This window comes from Mycobacterium sp. NGS64, assembly GCF_059812245.1.
The window spans coordinates 560564-577280 of sequence record NZ_JCALCI010000003.1 but is presented as its reverse complement, the minus strand read 5'-3'; the positions used below and the strand labels follow the sequence as shown (position 1 = coordinate 577280).

Below are 16717 nucleotides of genomic sequence, written 5' to 3'. Positions count from 1 at the left end.
ACAGCCTGTTCTTGTTGGCGTTTTGCACCGGTGTTTTTGCTTCTAAAGCATTCGTTCCCGAAGTGGGGCAGGACCCATTGTGCGCGTTAAGGAATGAGGCTCTGGATGTCCTTGACGTTGCTAGCGAGCGCCGAAACGATGGTCAGCAATTCGACCCCGCCCGCCACCGTCCCCAACCCGACGTCGGCCGCGATCGGATAACCGATCGCGTTGACGAAGTTGCCCTGACCGAGCTGACTCAGGAAAAGCTCGGTGTCGTAGAAGGGCACCTCGGTGACGAGGGAGTAGCCGATATCGGCCGTCGGAAGCGCGACGGCGTAGTCGGTCGTCACGATCTTGTTGATGGTGTTGAAGACCTGTTGCGGTGACGGGAAGTTCGCCGGCGTCGTCGTCGGGCCCGGCGGCGAACTTGGCAGGGCGAGCTGCGGCACGACGGGGGGCGGCTGCGACGCGATCTGCTGCAGGTCGAGCGAGAAGTCGTGGATTCCCTGCTGGGTTCCGGTCGCCAACGCGTTGAACACGGTGGCGGGGTTGGCATCCGGGAACAAGCCGAACGGCGTCGGCAGGTCCGCGGGGCTGGTCGAATACCCGAGGGTGGGATCGGGACCGTAGCCCAAATTCACCAATACCTTCATGTCGGGTTGGATCAAATCGACCAGCGGCTTGCCGATCACCGGTATGGCATCCAACGGTCTCAGCAGCGGCAGCTCCGCGGTGGGAATCATGAAGTACTGCGTATTGCCGGTGTAGCCCGGAGACGTCGGCAATGGAATCGCGTTATTGATCTGGGTGGGCGTGAGATCGAGATAGGTGGTGTGCACGTAGACGATGCCCGCTACCGCATTCAGGTCGGAAATGATGTTGATCGGGTACCGCGGGAAGTCGGCGAACCCGTCGTATTCCAGCGTGTAGTTGGCTACGTGGTAGGGCGTGTTCGCGTTCATCGCGGGATAGAAATTCAGGCCCAGGGCGGGCAGAGAGAGATTCGGGAAACGCGAAAGCAGGCCGCCGTTGGGGTTCACTTCGTTCCCGGTCAGCACGAAGTTGAGCTGGTTGACGTTCGGAGGGTTCGCGCCGAAGAGGGACGTGCCGTTGGCGAGGTTCTGCATTTCCAGCGAGGAGATGATGGCGCTCTGGGAAATGCCGAAGACGGTTACCGTTTGCCCTTGGTTATGGATTGAGTTGTACAGCTGGTTGTCGAGAATGGTCACACCCTCTTGGACCGACGCATCCAGGGTCATGCTTTTGACGCCAGTCAGTGGGTACAACTGCTCGGGCGTGACCAACGCCTGCATGGCGTTCGCCAAGCGGACATAGAGGTTGTTGGCACGGGTAACGAATGACGACGACGGTATGGGGGTCCCGGTGCCGCCGATGAAGACCGTCAAATCCGTTGGTATGAATGGGGGTTGCGTGGCCGCGGGGATTGGCGCGCCGGGCGCTGCGAGGCCGAGGGTCGCGGCGACGGCCGCCTCGGTCTCGGCATAGGCGAACCCGGCGGAGGCCAGCGTCTGCTGGAACTGGTTGTGAAACGCCTCGAACCGCGCGACGAGTGCCTGATAGTCCTGGCCGAATGTGCCGAACACATCGGCGATGGCCGCCGACACCTCGTCGCCCGCCGCCGCCGCCACACCCGACGTCGGCGCCGCCGCGGCGGCGGTGGCGGCGCTGAAGGCCGACCCGATTCCCTCGATTTCCGCTGCGACCGACGCCATCATCTGCGGCTCGGCAATCACATACGTCATCGGCCCGAATCCTTTCCCCGACAAAGGCGCGACTCGACCGCTGCAGCGGACCCCGTCAGCCTAGGGCGATCTCGCGATCCTGTCCGGGATTTGCGCCGCCGGCGCCGGGATCAGGCGAGCAGCGCGCCGCGCAGTCGATCCAGATCGGCGTCGGTGATGCCCGCGTCGCTCAGATAGCCGCCGAGCGAACCGAATTCGGCGTCGATGGTTTGGCGGGCGGCGGCCAGGTATTCCGGACGCACCCCGAGGACACCGTCGGACAGCCGGGCCTCGGTGAAGGTCACCACCTCCGGGGTCAGTTCGGTATCCCCGCGCTGCTGGATCATCTCGAAGATCCGCGACCGAAGCTCGGGCACGGCGTCATTGCTGCGCAAAAAGTCGGCGACGATGGTGTCTTGGTCGACCCCGATCGCTTCCAGCACGGTGGCGATCACGAAGCCGGTCCGGTCCTTGCCCGCGAAGCAGTGGGTCAGCACCGGGCGACCGGCGGCCAGCAGCGTGACGACGCGGCGCACCGCGCGCTGCGCCCCATTGCGCGTCGGGAATTGCCGGTACTCGTCGGTCATGAATCGGACGGCGGTCTCGTTCACCGACTCTTCCGAGCCGTCGGCTTCGCCCCTCAACAGCCGCTGGAACGCCTCCTCGTGCGGCGCCGCCGCTTCGGCCTCTGAGTCGGCCAGGTCGGGGAACGGCAGCAGGTGGACCTCGACGCTGTCGGGGACCTGGCCCGGGCCGCGCCGGGCGACCTCGCGGGTCGCGCGCAGGTCGGCGACGTCGGTGATGCCCAGCCGGCGCAGCGTCGCCCGGCCTTCGTCGTCGAGGCGGCTCAGCTCGCTGGAGCGGAACACCCGGCCGGGACGCAGGCCGCTCACGCCGTCGGCGACGTCACGGAAATTCCACGCGCCCGGCAGTTCTCGGACCGCCGCCTCAGCCATGCCGGGTAACCGCCGCGGCGAGCGCGGATTGCTCCCCGCCGAGCTCGGTGCGCGCGATGGTCCGCATGTGCACCTCATCGGGTCCGTCGAAGATCCGCATCGCGCGATGCCAGGCATACATCCGGGCCAGCACTGTGTCGTCGCTGACGCCGGCGGCCCCGTGCACCTGGATGGCGCGGTCGATCACGTTGCAGGCCACCTGCGGCGCGACCGCCTTGATCTGTGAGACCAGCAGGTGGGCGGCCTTGTTGCCGTGCTGATCGATGGTCCAGGCCGCCTTCTCGCACAGCAGTCGCGCCTGGTCGATCTCGTTGCGGGACTTGGCAATTGCCTCCCGCACCACGCCCTGCTCGGCCAGCGGGCGGCCGAACGCCACCCGGTTGCGCGCGCGGTCGGCCATCAGCGCCAGGGCGCGTTCGGCGCCGCCCAGCGCGCGCATGCAGTGGTGGATGCGGCCCGGCCCCAGCCGAGCCTGGGCTATCGCGAAGCCGGCGCCCTCTTCGCCGAGCAGGTTGGTGACCGGCACCCGGACGTTGTCGTAGCTGATCTCGCAGTGCCCGGGCTGGTCCTGATAACCGAAGACCGTCGTGGAGCGAACGACGGTCACACCGGGCGTATCGATGGGCACCAGCACCATCGACTGCTGCTGGTGGCTGGCCGCATCCGGGTTGGTCCGGCCCATCACGATGAGGATCTTGCAGCGCGGGTCGGCCGCCCCGGACGTCCACCACTTGCGGCCGTTGATGACGTAGTCGCCGCCGTCGCGCTCGATGGACGTTTCGATGTTGCGGGCGTCGCTGCTGGCGACCGCGGGCTCGGTCATCGAGAAGGCGCTGCGGATCTCCCCGGCCAGCAAGGGTTCCAGCCACCGCTTGCGCTGCTCCTCGGTGGCGAACAGGTGCAGGGTCTCCATGTTGCCGGTGTCGGGCGCCGCGCAGTTGAGCGACTCGGGTGCGATCTCGAGGCTCCAGCCGGTCAGCTCGGCCAGCGGCGCGTACTCCACGTTGGTCAACCCGGACTCGGCCGGCAGGAACAGGTTCCACAGGCCCTGCTGTTTGGCCTTGAGCTTGAGTTCCTCGATGACCGGCGGAACCGTGTGGTCATTCGGGCCGGCCTCGTGACGGTATTTGTCGTATTCGGCCTCGGCCGGGAAGACGTACTCGATCATGAAGTCGGACAATCGCTTGTGGTAATCGCTGGCTTTGGCCGACATCGCGAAGTCCATGACCGTCACGATAGGACACGTGTCGCCAGGCGGCGCGAGCAGAGTTCCGGCGGCTCTGGTTGCGGGTCCCGCCGCGGGTGTGCGTGGCGTCAGTCTCGAGGAACTGTCAGCGCTCGCGAGGGCGCACGATGGACGCCATGACCGAATCACGCCCCCCGTTCCCGCCGTTCACCCTCGAGACGGCACTGCAGAAGGTCCAGGCGGCCGAGGACGCCTGGAACACCCGCGACCCGCAGAAGGTGAGCCTGGCGTACACGCCCGACTCGCAGTGGCGAAACCGCGACGAGCACGTCGTCGGCCGGGCCGAGATCGTGGCGTTTTTGACCCGCAAGTGGCAGCGCGAACTCGACTACTCGCTGCGCAAGAGCCTGTGGGACTTCCATGACAACCGCATCGCCGTGCGGTTCCAGTACGAGTGTCACGACCACACCGGCCAGTGGTACCGCAGCTACGGCAACGAGCTGTGGGAGTTCAGCCCGTCCGGTCTGATGGCGCGTCGCGAGGCCAGCATCAACGACGTGCCGATCCGGGAGTCCGAGCGCCGGTACTTCGGGCCCCGCCCGGCGTCGGAGCACGGGCAAGATATTCCGCTGTGGTGACTGCGGATAGGGTGTGCTGCGGCAAGCCGAAGACATAAGGGAAGTAGATGTACGCGCCATGACAGATGCGCAGACGACGGTGGGGGTGGTCGCCGAGTCGGGGACCGACGAGCGGCGCGTCGCGCTGGTACCGAAGGCGGTCGCGTCGCTGGTCAGTAGCGGTTTGGCGGTGGTGGTCGAGTCCGGTGCGGGCGAACGCGCGCTCCTGCCCGACGCGCTCTACACCGAGGCGGGGGCCAGCATCGGGGACGCCTGGGCGGCCGACGTCGTCGTCAAGGTCGCGCCGCCGACGGCCGAGGAGGTTGCCCGGCTGCACAGCGGCCAGACCCTGATCGGCTTCCTGGCGCCGCGCAACGCCGACAACGCGATCGGAGCGCTCAAGCAGGCCGGGGTGCAGGCGTTCGCGCTCGAGGCGATCCCGCGCATCTCGCGCGCCCAGGTGATGGACGCCCTGTCGTCGCAGGCCAACGTGGCCGGCTACAAGGCCGTCCTGCTGGCGGCCTCGGAATCGACCCGGTTCTTCCCCATGCTGACCACCGCGGCGGGAACCGTGAAGCCGGCCACCGTGCTGGTGCTCGGCGTCGGGGTGGCCGGCCTGCAGGCGCTGGCGACGGCCAAGCGGCTCGGCGCGCGCACCACCGGCTACGACGTGCGTCCGGAGGTGGCCGACCAGGTGCGGTCGGTGGGGGCGCAGTGGCTCGACGTCGGGATCGACGCGGCCGGTGAGGGCGGCTACGCCCGCGAGCTGACCGACGAGGAGCGCGCCCAGCAGCAGAAGGCGCTGGAAGATGCGATCGCCGGATTCGACGTGGTGATCACCACCGCGCTGGTGCCGGGTCGCCCGGCGCCGCGGCTGGTAACCGCGGCCGCGGTGGAGGCGATGAAACCCGGCAGCGTGATCGTCGACCTCGCCGGTGAGACCGGCGGCAACTGCGAGCTGACCGAGCCGGGCCGCACCGTGGTCAAGCACGACGTCACCATCGCGTCGCCGCTGAACCTGCCCGCGACCATGCCGGAGCACGCGAGCGAGCTGTACAGCAAGAACATCACGGCGCTGCTGGACCTGCTGATCAAGGACGGGAAGTTGGCGCCGGACTTCGACGACGAGGTCATCGCGGACTCGTGTGTGACGCGCCAGCCCGGCGGGGAGGATTAGATGTACGACGAGCTGTTGGCCAACCTGGCGATCCTGGTGCTGTCCGGATTCGTCGGGTTCGCGGTGATCTCCAAGGTGCCCAACACGCTGCACACGCCGCTGATGTCGGGCACCAACGCCATCCACGGCATCGTGGTGCTCGGCGCGCTGGTGGTGTTCGGGGAGGTGGAGCACCCGTCGCTCGCGGTGCAGATCATCCTGTTCGTCGCGGTGGTGTTCGGAACGCTCAACGTGATCGGCGGCTTCATCGTCACCGACCGGATGCTGGGCATGTTCAAGGGCAAGAAGAAGCCGTCGGCCCAGAAGGCCGACGAAGGCGCAGTGGTCGCCAAATGAACTACCTGGTGACCGTCCTCTACATCATCTCGTTCTCGCTGTTCATCTACGGGCTGATGGGCCTGACCGGGCCCAAGACCGCGGTGCGCGGCAACCTGATCGCCGCGGTGGGCATGGCGCTGGCCGTGACGGCGACGCTCATCAAGATCCGGCACACCGACCAATGGGTGCTGATCATCCTCGGCCTGGTGGTGGGCGTCGCGCTCGGCGTCCCGCCGGCCCGCTACACCAAGATGACCGCCATGCCGCAGCTGGTGGCGTTCTTCAACGGCGTCGGCGGCGGCACCGTCGCGCTCATCGCGCTCTCGGAATTCATTGAGACCAAAGGCTTTTCGGCCTTTCAGCACGGCGAGTCGCCGACCGTGCACATCGTGGTCGCGTCGCTGTTCGCCGCGATCATCGGCTCGATCTCGTTCTGGGGATCCATCATCGCGTTCGGCAAGCTGCAGGAAATCATCTCCGGCTCGCCGATCGGCTTCGGCAAGGCCCAGCAGCCGATCAACCTGCTGCTGCTGGTCGCCGCGGTCGCCGCGGCCGTGGTGATCGGCCTGCACGCGCATCCCGGCACCGGCGGCGCGCCGCTCTGGTGGATGATCGGCCTGCTGGCCGCGGCCGGGGTGCTCGGCCTGATGGTCGTGCTGCCCATCGGCGGCGCCGACATGCCGGTGGTCATCTCCCTGCTCAACGCGATGACCGGGCTGTCGGCCGCCGCGGCCGGTCTGGCGCTGAACAACACCGCGATGATCGTCGCCGGCATGATCGTCGGCGCGTCCGGCTCGATCCTGACCAACCTGATGGCCAAGGCCATGAACCGCTCCATTCCCGCGATCGTCGCGGGCGGTTTCGGCGGCGGCGGCGTGGCCCCCAGTGGCGACGGCGGCGGCGACAAGCACGTCAAGGCGACGTCGGCCGCCGACGCCGCCATCCAGATGGCCTACGCCAACCAGGTGATCGTGGTGCCCGGCTACGGCCTGGCCGTGGCGCAGGCCCAGCACGCCGTCAAGGACATGGCCTCGCTGCTGGAGGACAAGGGTGTCGCGGTGAAGTACGCGATCCACCCGGTCGCCGGCCGCATGCCCGGGCACATGAACGTGCTGCTGGCCGAGGCCGAGGTGGACTACGACGCCATGAAGGACATGGACGACATCAACGACGAGTTCGCGCGCACCGACGTCGCGATCGTCATCGGCGCCAACGACGTCACCAACCCGGCGGCGCGCAACGAGGCGTCCAGCCCGATCTATGGCATGCCGATCCTCAACGTGGACAAGGCGAAGTCGGTGATCGTGTTGAAGCGGTCGATGAACTCCGGATTCGCGGGCATCGACAACCCGCTGTTCTACGCCGACGGCACGACGATGCTGTTCGGGGACGCGAAGAAGTCGGTGACCGAGGTCGCCGAAGAACTAAAGGCGCTCTAGACGGGCGGGTAGGCCGGCGGCGGGTATCCGTTGCCGTCGACTACGCCGCGCAGACCCCACGGCACGTACTTGAAGAAGAACTCGATCTCGTCGCTCATGTCATAGTCCGGACTCGGATCCATGTCCCCACCTCTCGACTCGCGACCAGTTCGACACACCATCGTAGTCGCAGAGCCGCCGGTGCGACAGGCGGCGGTGCCCTTAAACTGTCCAACCAGTTGATTGATAGCAGTGAACGATAGAGAGCACTCAGAGACAGATGCCATCCGAGAACGGGCTGACCCGCCGCGAGGAGTTGCTGGCCGTCGCCACCAAGCTGTTCGCCGCGCGCGGCTATCACGGCACCCGGATGGACGACGTCGCTGACGTGATCGGGCTGAACAAGGCGACCGTCTACCACTACTACGCCAGCAAGTCGCTGATCCTGTTCGACATCTATCGCCAGGCCGCCGAGGGCACGCTGGCCGCGGTGCACGACGATCCGTCGTGGACGGCCCGCGAGGCGCTCTACCAGTACACCGTGCGGCTGCTGACCGGGATCGCGGCCAATCCCGAGCGCGCCGCCGTGTACTTCCAGGAGCAGCCGTACATCACCGAGTGGTTCACCTCCGAGCAGGTCGCCGAGGTCCGCGAGAAGGAGGCCCAGGTCTACGAGCACGTGCACGGGCTCATCGACCGCGGGATCGCCAGCGGCGAGTTCTACGAATGCGACTCGCACGTGGTGGCGCTGGGCTACATCGGGATGACGCTGGGCAGCTACCGCTGGCTGCGGCCGAGCGGGCGGCGCACCGCCAAGGAGATCGCCGCGGAGTTCAGCACCGCGCTGCTGCGGGGTTTGATCCGCGACGAGTCGATCCGGCAGCATTCGCCGCTGGGCCCGTAAGCCGGCGCGTCAGCCGAAGTTGGGCGGCGGGATGAGGTGCAGCACGTTGCCGGTCGCCCCGCTCAGCACGGATAGTAGCGTCGTGCTGGACTGGCCGAACGAGACGTTCAGGCCCGGGTTGATGGACGGGACCCACGGGTAGGTGTTCGGGAAGTACGACGGCGACAGCAATCCGGCCTCCACCCCGATCTCAACGGCGGCGCCATAGGGACCCTGGACCGCGCCCAGGGCGAGGTCGGGGATGACCGTGAACGGATTCGGTAGGTCGAACAGTCCGGCCGGGGTCGGGATGTTCGCATAGTTGGCGCCGGGGCCGTAGTCGCCGTAGCCCAAGTCGACGAGCACCCGCAGATCGGGCTGGAAGATGTCGGCGATCGGGGGGCCGGCATACGGGATAGCGCGGATCGGCTCCAGCAGCGGCAGGTTCTGGGTCATGAACATGTAGTAGTTGGTGTTTCCGCCGTTCGTCGGCAACGGAACGGCGGTGCCCACCTGAGTGGCCGTCAAGAGGGGATACTGGCCGTGGACGAAGAAATAGCCCATGAACGCGTTGAGGTCTGAGACAAGATTCAGTGGGTATTGCGGGGCGTCGGCGATGCCGTCGTATTGGTAGGTGTAAATCGAAGTCGGGTACGGGGATTGCGGTGTCGCGCCGTTGAACGCCACATCCAGGAGTGGGATGTAGAAGCCGGGGAAGCGTTCGAGGATGCCGCCGACGGGGTTGTTGGGATCGCCGATCAGCACGAAGTTCAATTGGCCCTGATATGGGGACCCCGCGGCCATGAGGTTCCGTATTTCGTTCGTCGCGATCGTCGCGCTCTGCGAGTAGCCGAATACCACGGCGCTGTTGTTCGGCTGGTTGAAGAGTGTCGAATTGATCGCGTTGTTCAGCAACGTGACGCCCTTGGCCACGGACTGGCCGAACGTCATGTTTCCGAGGTTCGGCGTCACCGGCCAGAACTGCTCGGGCGTGAAGACGGGTAGCGGCGGCGATGAGACCGATGGGTAGAGAGGCTTTATGTACGCGTTGAAGACGCTCGTCACATATTTCGGGTCCGGTTGTGGGTTGTTGGTGCCGCCCATGATCAACGCGAACAGTGGGTCGCCGGGGGAGGCCAGCTGCACGACCGACAGCGGGGTGCCGGTAGACGAGACTCCGGAGACGAGCGCCGCGTTGGCGACCTCGGCTTGCGCGTAGGCGGCCGCCGCCGCCGTCAATGCCTGGGTGAATTGGCTGTGAAAGCCCGCGGCCTGCGCGAGGAGCGCCTGGTATTCCGCGCCGTACGCACCGAATAGGTTCGCGATCGCCGCCGAAACCTCGTCCTCCGCCGCCGCCAGCAAACCGGTCGTCCGTGCCGCGGCATTCGTCCCGGCCGCGTTGATCGCCGAACCGATGTTGTGCACATCGGCGGCCGTGGAAGCCAAGGTCTCAGGGACAGTAATTAAATCCGACATCTCCCCGTCCTTTCCCCACCGACGCCATCCCGGCCCAAGAGGAGTTATCCGCGACCGTGGGTATTAGGTATTGACCGAGGGTAGATCTGTCCCGCCAGTAAGTTTGGCGTTTTGCGCAAGTTCTAAGCGTTCACACGTTTGAGGTGCCTGTCGAGAAAGGCGAGCTGATCCGCGACGACGCGCTCGAAGGCGTCGCCGACATAGATCTCGAAATGCCCCTCGGGATACATCCGGACCTCCCCGCGCGGTGCCTTCGCCGCGTAGCGCAGCGTCGGCACCGGGGGAGCCACCGAGTCGGCCTCGCAGACGCAGAACAGGATCGGGCAGGCGACCTTCGCGGCCAGCCGGCCGGGTCGGTAGGCGGCGACCTTCAACGCGAACCGGGCGGCGACCTCGTTGGGCACGGTCTGGCCCTCGGGGACCAGCCTCATGTAGCCGGGGTAGACGTCGGGCGCGTTCATCAGGGCGACTTCGCCCGGCCTGCCAGCGGCGGGAACCATCACCGGCGACCTGCCGAGCCCGGCCGCGATGAGGTCCCGCGTGGCCAGTACGCCGAGGCGGCCGAAAATCACCGGGCTCAGCGTGCGCGCGGATGCGATGCCGTCAGTAAACGGGCACTGGGCCACGGCGGCCTTGATGCCCGGCACCCTGGCCGCCGTCGCGATCACGTGTCCGCCGCCAAAAGAGGTGCCCCACACGCCGATTCGATCGTGATCGACGCCATCAAGAGTGTGGGCGTGGGCGACCGCGGCCGCCCAGTCCGCGAGCTGCATCCCGATGTCGAGCAGTTGTCGCGGCCGGCCTTCGCTGTCGCCGAAGTTGCGGTAGTCGAACACCAGGCAGGCGTAGCCGGCTGCGCTGAATCGTTCGGCATAGGCGTCCAGCCGCATGGTCCGCACCGCACCCAGGCCGTGCGCCATCACCAGCAGCGGCGCGGCGCCACCGCCCTCCGGCCGGTAGAGCCACGCGCTGATCCGGTCGGCACCGGACCGGAATTGAACGTCCTCGCGTTGCGCCATGAGCGTTTCCATTGTGCCCCGGCGCCGTAGGCGTCGCAGAAGTTGTGGACTACTGTCTAGAAACGTTTCGAGCGTTCGAGGGACGGAGACTCTCATGGCCATCCGCGTCGCACACGTCGGTACCGGAAACGTCGGGGGTTTGGCCCTGGCCGAGCTGATCACCAACCCCGCGTTCGAGCTGACGGGCGTGTGCGTGTCCACGCCGGAGAAGGTGGGCAAGGACGCCGGGCAACTGTGCGGCGTCGGGCTGGACGCCGACACCGTGACGGGCGTCGCCGCCGTTTCGGACCTCGACACCATCCTGGCCGCCAAGCCCGAGTGCGTCGTCTATTGCGCCATGGGCGACACCCGGCTGCCCGACGCGATGGCGGACGTCATGCGCATCCTCGCCGCCGGCATCAACGTCGTCGGATCGTCACCGGGCTTGCTGCAGTACCCGTGGGGGGTCATGCCCGACAAATACATCGCCCGGGTGGAAGATGCTGCCCAACAAGGGAATTCGAGCATCTTCATCAGCGGCGTGGATCCGGGATTCGCCAACGACCTGATCCCGTTCGCGCTCGCCGGAACCTGTCAGCGCATCGAACAGGTGCGCTGCATGGAGATTCACGATTATGCGTCGTACAACGGCGTCGAGGTGATGAGCTACATGGGCTTCGCCCAGCCCCTGGACTACATCCCGATGCTGCTGCAACCGGGCGTTCTGAGCATCGCGTGGGGCACGGTGATCCGACAGCTCGCGGCCGGCCTCGGCATCGAGATCGACGAGATCACCGAGTCCTACCAACGTGAGCCGGCACCCGAGGACTTCGACATCGCTGTGGGGCATGTTGCCAAGGGCACGCTGGCGGTGCTGCAGTTCGAGATCCGCGGCATGGTCAAGGGCCACCCCGCGATCGTCATCGAGCACGTCACCCGGCTGCGGCCCGACCTGCGCCCCGACCTGCCCCAACCGGCCTCCGGCGACGGCTCGTATCGCGTCGAGATCACCGGCGAACCTTCCTACGCCGTGGACATCATTCCCAGCAGCCGCAAGGGCGACCACAATCACGCCGCGATCGCGGGGGCCGCCGGCCGCATCGTCAACGCGATCCCCGCGGTGATCGCCGCGCCGCCGGGGATCCGGACGACGCTGGATCTGCCGCTGGTGACCGGCAAGGGCCTTTATGCGCCAAAAGACTTGGTAGTTCAGTAAATTCGAAAGGACTGTAAATGGGACGGGTTGACGGCAAGGTAGCGCTGATCAGTGGCGCCGCCGGCGGCATGGGCGCCGAAGATGCGCGGCTGCTGGTCGAGGAAGGCGCCAAGGTGGTTATCGGCGACATCCTGGACGACCAGGGCAAAGCGCTGGCCGACGAGCTCGGCGACTCCGTGCGCTACGTCCACCTCGACGTCACCCAGCCCGACCAGTGGGACGCCGCGGTCGCGACCGCCGTCGGCGAATTCGGCAAGCTGAACGTGCTGGTCAACAACGCGGGCACGGTCGCGCTCGGGCCGTTGAAGGACTTCAAGCTGGACAAGTGGCAGAAGGTGATCGACGTCAACCTGACCGGCACCTTCCTGGGCATGCGGGCGGCGGTCGAGCCGATGACCGCGGCCGGGGGCGGCTCCATCATCAACGTCTCGTCGATCGAGGGGCTGCGCGGCGCGCCGATGGTCCACCCGTACGTCGCGTCCAAGTGGGGCGTGCGCGGGCTGGCCAAGTCGGCGGCGTTGGAGTTGGCGCCGTTGAACATCCGGGTGAATTCGATCCACCCCGGCTTCATCCGCACTCCGATGACCGCGCACCTGCCCGAAGACATGGTCACCATCCCGCTCGGCCGTCCGGGTGAAGTCCGCGAGGTCGCAACGTTCGTGCTGTTCCTGGCCAGCGACGAGTCGTCTTACTCGACGGGGAGCGAATTCGTCATGGACGGTGGGCTGATAACCGACGTGAACCACAAAGAGTTCTAGGTGCTATAACCGCGAGCATGCTGCGCAGTTTGGCGGGTGTGGTTGGTTCGTCTCACGTCGTCACCGACCCTGACGTGCTGGCCGGCCACAGCGTCGATCACACCGGGCGCTACCGCGGGCGCGCCAGCGCGCTGGTGCGGCCGGGGACGGCTGAGGAGGTCGCCGAGGCGCTACGGGTGTGCCGCGACTCGGGGGCGCACGTGACGGTGCAGGGCGGACGGACCTCGCTGGTGGCCGGGACCGTCCCCGAGCACGACGACGTGTTGCTGTCGACCGAACGGCTGCGCGCGGTCGGCGACGTGGACACCGTCGAGCGCCGCCTCTCGGCCGGCGCCGGAGCCACCCTGACCGTCGTCCAAAACGCTGCTGCCGCAGCGGGTTTGGTGTTCGGCGTGGATCTGGCCGCCCGCGACACCGCCACCGTCGGCGGCATGGCATCGACGAACGCCGGCGGCCTGCGCACCGTCCGCTACGGCAACATGGGCGAGCAGGTGCTTGGCCTGCAGGTGGCGCTGCCCGACGGTTCGCTGCTGCGCCGCCACAGCGAGGTGCGCCGCGACAACACGGGCTACGACCTGCCGGCGCTGTTCGTCGGCGCCGAGGGCACCCTCGGCGTGATCACTGCGCTGGAGCTGCGGTTGCACCCGACGCCGTCGCATCGGGTGACGGCGGTCTGCGGGTTCGCCGAACTGGAGGCGCTGGTCGATGCCGGCCGCACGTTTCGCGACGTGGACGGGATCGCGGCTTTGGAGCTGATCGACGGCCGGGCCGCGGCGCTGACCGCCGAACACCTCGGTGTCGGTGCGCCGGTGCAGGGCGACTGGATGCTGCTGGTGGAGCTGGCCGCTGACCACGACCAGACGGATCGGCTCGCCGACCTGCTCGAGGGCGTGCGCCTGGCGGGTGAGCCGGCCGTCGGCGTGGACGTCGCTGCGCAGCAACGGTTGTGGCGGGTGCGGGAATCGCTCGCCGAGGTGCTGGGCGTGTATGGGCCGCCGCTGAAGTTCGACGTGTCCTTGCCGCTGTCGACCGTTGGCGAATTCGCCAGGGAGGCGGTCGGTTTGGTCGGGGTGCATGCGCCCGACGCGCTGCCCGTGTTGTTCGGCCACATCGGAGAGGGCAACCTGCACCTCAACGTGTTGCGTTGCCCGCCGGATCGCGAGCAGGCGCTGTATGCGCCGATGATGGATCTCATCGCGCAATGCGGCGGCAACGTCAGCTCCGAGCACGGCGTAGGCAGTCGGAAGCGCCCCTACCTCGGGATGTCGCGGGAGCCCGCCGACATCGCCGCGATGCGGGCGGTCAAGGCCGCGCTGGATCCGACCGGTTACCTGAACGCGGCCGTGCTGTTCGACTGATCCTTATTGCGCCGTCTGACCGAATTCTTGGGCGCACGCCTCGGACTTCAGTCGGGGGTAAGCCCATCGCGTTGGTCGGCGGGCGTAGCCCGGCGGTCGGAGTGGTCGAGGCTGTGTGTCGATGTGTTGCTTGATGATCGACGGGCAGGGCGTATCCGCAGGAGACGGCGAGGTAGGACGGCGACCAGAGGTGGCCGCGCATGCGGGCGCGCACGCAGACATCGGTGAACTCGCGCCGGACCGCGCATGCGGGGCGGCCCTCGAGGCGTTGAGCGAGACCAGAAATCGCGAGCGTGGGTTGATAGGCGACAAACAGGTGGACGCGGTCGGCCTCGCCGTTGAACTCGGCCAATTTGACGCCCAGCTCGGCGCACAGGCTGCGGACGGTGTGCTCGCAGAAGGTGAGCATCGCATCGGTGAACACGGCCCCGGGATACTTGGTCACGAACACCACGTGCGCGTGCAGCAACGACACGCTGTGCCGGGTGCGGCGGTACGTGGTTGGTGTCAGTGTCGGCCTCTACGGTTGAGCTGTGGCTAAGGCTTACCGCATGGCATCGACACCGGCCGCAGTGCCGGTGGGCAAACCGCGTGCGCGAAAACGCCCGAAGTACGCACCCACCCATGTGCGGAACTGGCCACTACGCCCGAGCGGCGCACAGTGCCGCGATATCGGGATCCGGTTTTTCACCGGGGTGCGGGTGTACAACGCGGTGCTCGCCGAGTTCCTCGTGCGTAGCCGCGCGGTGAAGGCCGACCCGGCCTGGCAGGCGGCCCGAGAATTGCCGCACTGCTGCCCCGCCGAGCGGCAGGTGCGACGGGCGGCGTTCCGCTCTGTTGAGCAGGTGCATGGTTTCAGCGCCGATGCCGCGCAGTCGTTCGCGTCCTCGCTGCGCAAGTCGTGGTTGCGCGAGCATCTGCCCGCCCAGGAAACCCAGAACCTGGGGGCGCGGGCGTTTGATGCGGTGCGCCAGTGGCACCTCGGCAAGAGAGGCAAACCGCGGTTGAAGAATGCCCGTCGTGGTCTGCATTCGTTGGCCGCCAAGGACGGCAACGGTGCACTGCGACCCAAGACCGATACCGCAGGCCGGCTGGTGGGGCTGCAGTGGGGTGCCGGGTTCGTCATCCCAGTTGCCGCGCCAGCCGCGTCGGGCCGTCGCGGCGCAGAGCAGCAGGCCGAGCTCGTCGAGATCGAGGCCTTGATCGAGGCGGGCAAGGTGCTCACGACGCGGATCGTGCGCACGGTGATCAACGGTCGCGACACCTACCGGATGCAGCTGGTCTGTGATGGGCACCCGACCCGACGCCATCCGGTCGGCGACGGCAGAGTCTCTTTTGATCTCGGGCCGTCTCAGATCGCGGTGGCCGTGGCGCGTGCCGACGGTAGCTGGTTGGGATGGGCAGAGCCGCTGGCTGATGCCATCCGGGTGGACACCAAGAGGCTGCGCCGTGTGCAGCGGCATCTGGATCGTCAGCATCGCGCCGGATCACCGGAATGTTTCCGCGCCGATGGCACCCATAGGTGGGTCGCGTGCGGTTGGCAGCGTTCGCACGCGGCCCAACAAGCGGCCGCGCGGATAGCGGAGTTGCATCGCCGTCTGGCCGAGCACCGCAAAACCCTGCATGGGGCGCTGGGCAACCGCTTGTTAGCCCACGGCACCGATATCGCGTGTGAGGGACTCGATTATGTGTCGTGGCAGAAGAACTTTCCGCGCAGTGTGCGCGACCGGGCACCCGGGTTGCTCGTAGAGATGGTGCGTCGCAAGGCTGAAAGCGCCGGCGGACAGCCACTCTACGAGTTCAACCCACGCACGACGGCCTTGTCGCAAACCTGCCTGTGCGGGAACCGTAAGAGAAAGCCGCTCTCGCAACGAGTGCACCGCTGCGAGTGTGGCATTCGAGAGGATCGCGACCTGTTTTCGGCCTACCTCGGACTACACGTTCAAGTGGGGGCTGATGGGGTCGATCGGCTGGACTTGCCGTCAGCCCGCCAGGGCTGGGGGCATCGTCACGACGTCGATGAGTCGCCGAAGTCCAGTCGTAGTGCGATAGCACGCAAGCGGCGAGGCCGCAGGCATCCGGCTTCGCGGAGGTCAGTGGCGCGCATCAACGCCAGGCGTAAAGCCAAAGCTGTGATGCGACAGAGCCGCTCGGCGCAAACCTCCGCTACCGACCAGCCCACGGCGATAGCCCCATGAGCGCCTATCGAGACAGCCGGCCGGCACGAGGAATCCCCGCAGTTCACTGCAGGGAGGACGTCAAATACGCTGGCATTCATGGCATCCGGAATCTCCGACACACCCATCGCCGGAATCATCAACAAGGTATTTGACGGCTTGATCGATGCCCCCGTTGTGGGGCCACTGGTACGGCGCGGGTTGATCAACATCCGCTATGTCGGCAGGCGTTCGGGTAAGACGATCCAGACCCCGGTCGGGTACCGCCGCTCCAGCGACGGCATCGTCATCAACGTCATGTCGCCCGACAGCAAGACATGGTGGCGAAACTTCCTCGGCGAGGGCGGGCCGATCACGCTGCTCAACTTCGGCGGTTCCGACCGCACCGGACACGCACTCGCCAGCCGCGACGAAAAGGGCCGCGTCAAGGTCGTGGTACGACTCGACTGATCCTC

Annotated in this window: 16 protein-coding genes and 1 pseudogene; 10 read left to right on the top strand and 7 right to left on the bottom strand. The window is 67.0% G+C overall.

All coding sequences use genetic code 11. The annotated features are described in order from the left end of the window. Positions 1-86: 86 nt before the first annotated feature. From AC5Y4S_RS16600 to AC5Y4S_RS16590, 3 genes are all read right to left on the bottom strand, one after another. The gene (locus tag AC5Y4S_RS16600) at positions 87-1745 is read right to left on the bottom strand and encodes a PE family protein (protein WP_500033779.1); all 1659 of its coding nucleotides are present in this window, start codon (positions 1743-1745) and stop codon (positions 87-89) included. 110 nt (positions 1746-1855) lie between these two features. Next, positions 1856-2680, bottom strand: coding sequence for a tyrosine-protein phosphatase (locus AC5Y4S_RS16595; RefSeq protein WP_500033778.1), 825 nt, complete (start codon positions 2678-2680; stop codon positions 1856-1858). After that, positions 2673-3893 carry an acyl-CoA dehydrogenase family protein gene (locus AC5Y4S_RS16590; RefSeq protein ID WP_500034038.1) on the bottom strand — a complete coding sequence of 407 codons (1221 nt, stop codon included), beginning with the start codon at positions 3891-3893 and terminating at the stop codon, positions 2673-2675. The genes AC5Y4S_RS16595 and AC5Y4S_RS16590 overlap by 8 nt, the downstream gene beginning before the upstream one ends. A 149-nt stretch (positions 3894-4042) precedes the next feature. Between AC5Y4S_RS16590 and AC5Y4S_RS16585 the strand changes: the two genes are divergently transcribed. From AC5Y4S_RS16585 to AC5Y4S_RS16570, 4 genes are read left to right on the top strand one after another with little or no spacing between them, the layout of a single operon-like run. Continuing rightward, complete coding sequence (locus tag AC5Y4S_RS16585; protein WP_500033777.1) at positions 4043-4504, top strand: nuclear transport factor 2 family protein; 462 nt, start codon at positions 4043-4045, stop codon at positions 4502-4504. A 58-nt stretch (positions 4505-4562) separates the two neighbouring features. After that, entirely contained in the window at positions 4563-5660 is a 1098-nt protein-coding gene (locus AC5Y4S_RS16580; RefSeq protein WP_500033776.1) for a Re/Si-specific NAD(P)(+) transhydrogenase subunit alpha, read from the top strand. After that, complete coding sequence (locus AC5Y4S_RS16575) at positions 5661-5996, top strand: NAD(P) transhydrogenase subunit alpha part 2 (RefSeq protein WP_500033775.1); 336 nt, start codon at positions 5661-5663, stop codon at positions 5994-5996. Beyond that, complete coding sequence (locus AC5Y4S_RS16570) at positions 5993-7417, top strand: NAD(P)(+) transhydrogenase (Re/Si-specific) subunit beta (RefSeq protein WP_500033774.1); 1425 nt, start codon at positions 5993-5995, stop codon at positions 7415-7417. The genes AC5Y4S_RS16575 and AC5Y4S_RS16570 overlap by 4 nt, the downstream gene beginning before the upstream one ends. On the opposite strand, the gene AC5Y4S_RS16565 is transcribed toward AC5Y4S_RS16570, so the two are convergent. Continuing rightward, a complete protein-coding gene (locus tag AC5Y4S_RS16565) occupies positions 7414-7539 on the bottom strand; it encodes a hypothetical protein (protein ID WP_108637325.1) in 126 nt (41 codons plus the stop codon). The two genes, AC5Y4S_RS16570 and AC5Y4S_RS16565, sit on opposite strands and share 4 nt — an antisense overlap. A gap of 137 nt (positions 7540-7676) precedes the next feature. On the opposite strand from AC5Y4S_RS16565, the gene AC5Y4S_RS16560 reads away from it, so the two are divergent. Further along, positions 7677-8300 carry a TetR/AcrR family transcriptional regulator gene (locus AC5Y4S_RS16560; RefSeq protein ID WP_068127543.1) on the top strand — a complete coding sequence of 208 codons (624 nt, stop codon included), beginning with the start codon at positions 7677-7679 and terminating at the stop codon, positions 8298-8300. A gap of 9 nt (positions 8301-8309) precedes the next feature. On the opposite strand, the gene AC5Y4S_RS16555 is transcribed toward AC5Y4S_RS16560, so the two are convergent. Beyond that, the gene (locus tag AC5Y4S_RS16555) at positions 8310-9755 is read right to left on the bottom strand and encodes a PE family protein (protein ID WP_500033773.1); all 1446 of its coding nucleotides are present in this window, start codon (positions 9753-9755) and stop codon (positions 8310-8312) included. A gap of 122 nt (positions 9756-9877) precedes the next feature. Next, entirely contained in the window at positions 9878-10774 is an 897-nt protein-coding gene (locus AC5Y4S_RS16550; protein ID WP_500033772.1) for an alpha/beta hydrolase, read from the bottom strand. 94 nt (positions 10775-10868) lie between these two features. Between AC5Y4S_RS16550 and AC5Y4S_RS16545 the strand changes: the two genes are divergently transcribed. Genes AC5Y4S_RS16545 through AC5Y4S_RS16535 form a run of 3 tightly spaced genes read left to right on the top strand, consistent with a single transcriptional unit; the run spans position 10869 to position 14085 of the window. After that, on the top strand, positions 10869-11969 hold the full coding sequence (locus tag AC5Y4S_RS16545; RefSeq protein WP_500033771.1) for an NAD(P)H-dependent amine dehydrogenase family protein: 1101 nt from the start codon (positions 10869-10871) through the stop codon (positions 11967-11969). Positions 11970-11986: 17 nt separating this feature from the next. After that, entirely contained in the window at positions 11987-12727 is a 741-nt protein-coding gene (locus AC5Y4S_RS16540; protein WP_500033770.1) for a glucose 1-dehydrogenase, read from the top strand. A 17-nt stretch (positions 12728-12744) separates the two neighbouring features. Further along, entirely contained in the window at positions 12745-14085 is a 1341-nt protein-coding gene (locus AC5Y4S_RS16535; protein ID WP_500033769.1) for an FAD-binding oxidoreductase, read from the top strand. Positions 14086-14187: 102 nt separating this feature from the next. Here the strand turns inward: AC5Y4S_RS16535 and tnpA are convergent. Continuing rightward, positions 14188-14596, bottom strand: a pseudogene (gene tnpA / locus AC5Y4S_RS16530) (IS200/IS605 family transposase); the annotation flags it as partial. A 40-nt stretch (positions 14597-14636) separates the two neighbouring features. Between tnpA and AC5Y4S_RS16525 the strand changes: the two are divergent. Beyond that, positions 14637-16283, top strand: coding sequence for a zinc ribbon domain-containing protein (locus AC5Y4S_RS16525; RefSeq protein WP_500033768.1), 1647 nt, complete (start codon positions 14637-14639; stop codon positions 16281-16283). Positions 16284-16361: 78 nt separating this feature from the next. Further along, positions 16362-16712 carry a hypothetical protein gene (locus tag AC5Y4S_RS16520; protein ID WP_500033767.1) on the top strand — a complete coding sequence of 117 codons (351 nt, stop codon included), beginning with the start codon at positions 16362-16364 and terminating at the stop codon, positions 16710-16712. Positions 16713-16717 lie beyond the last annotated feature (5 nt).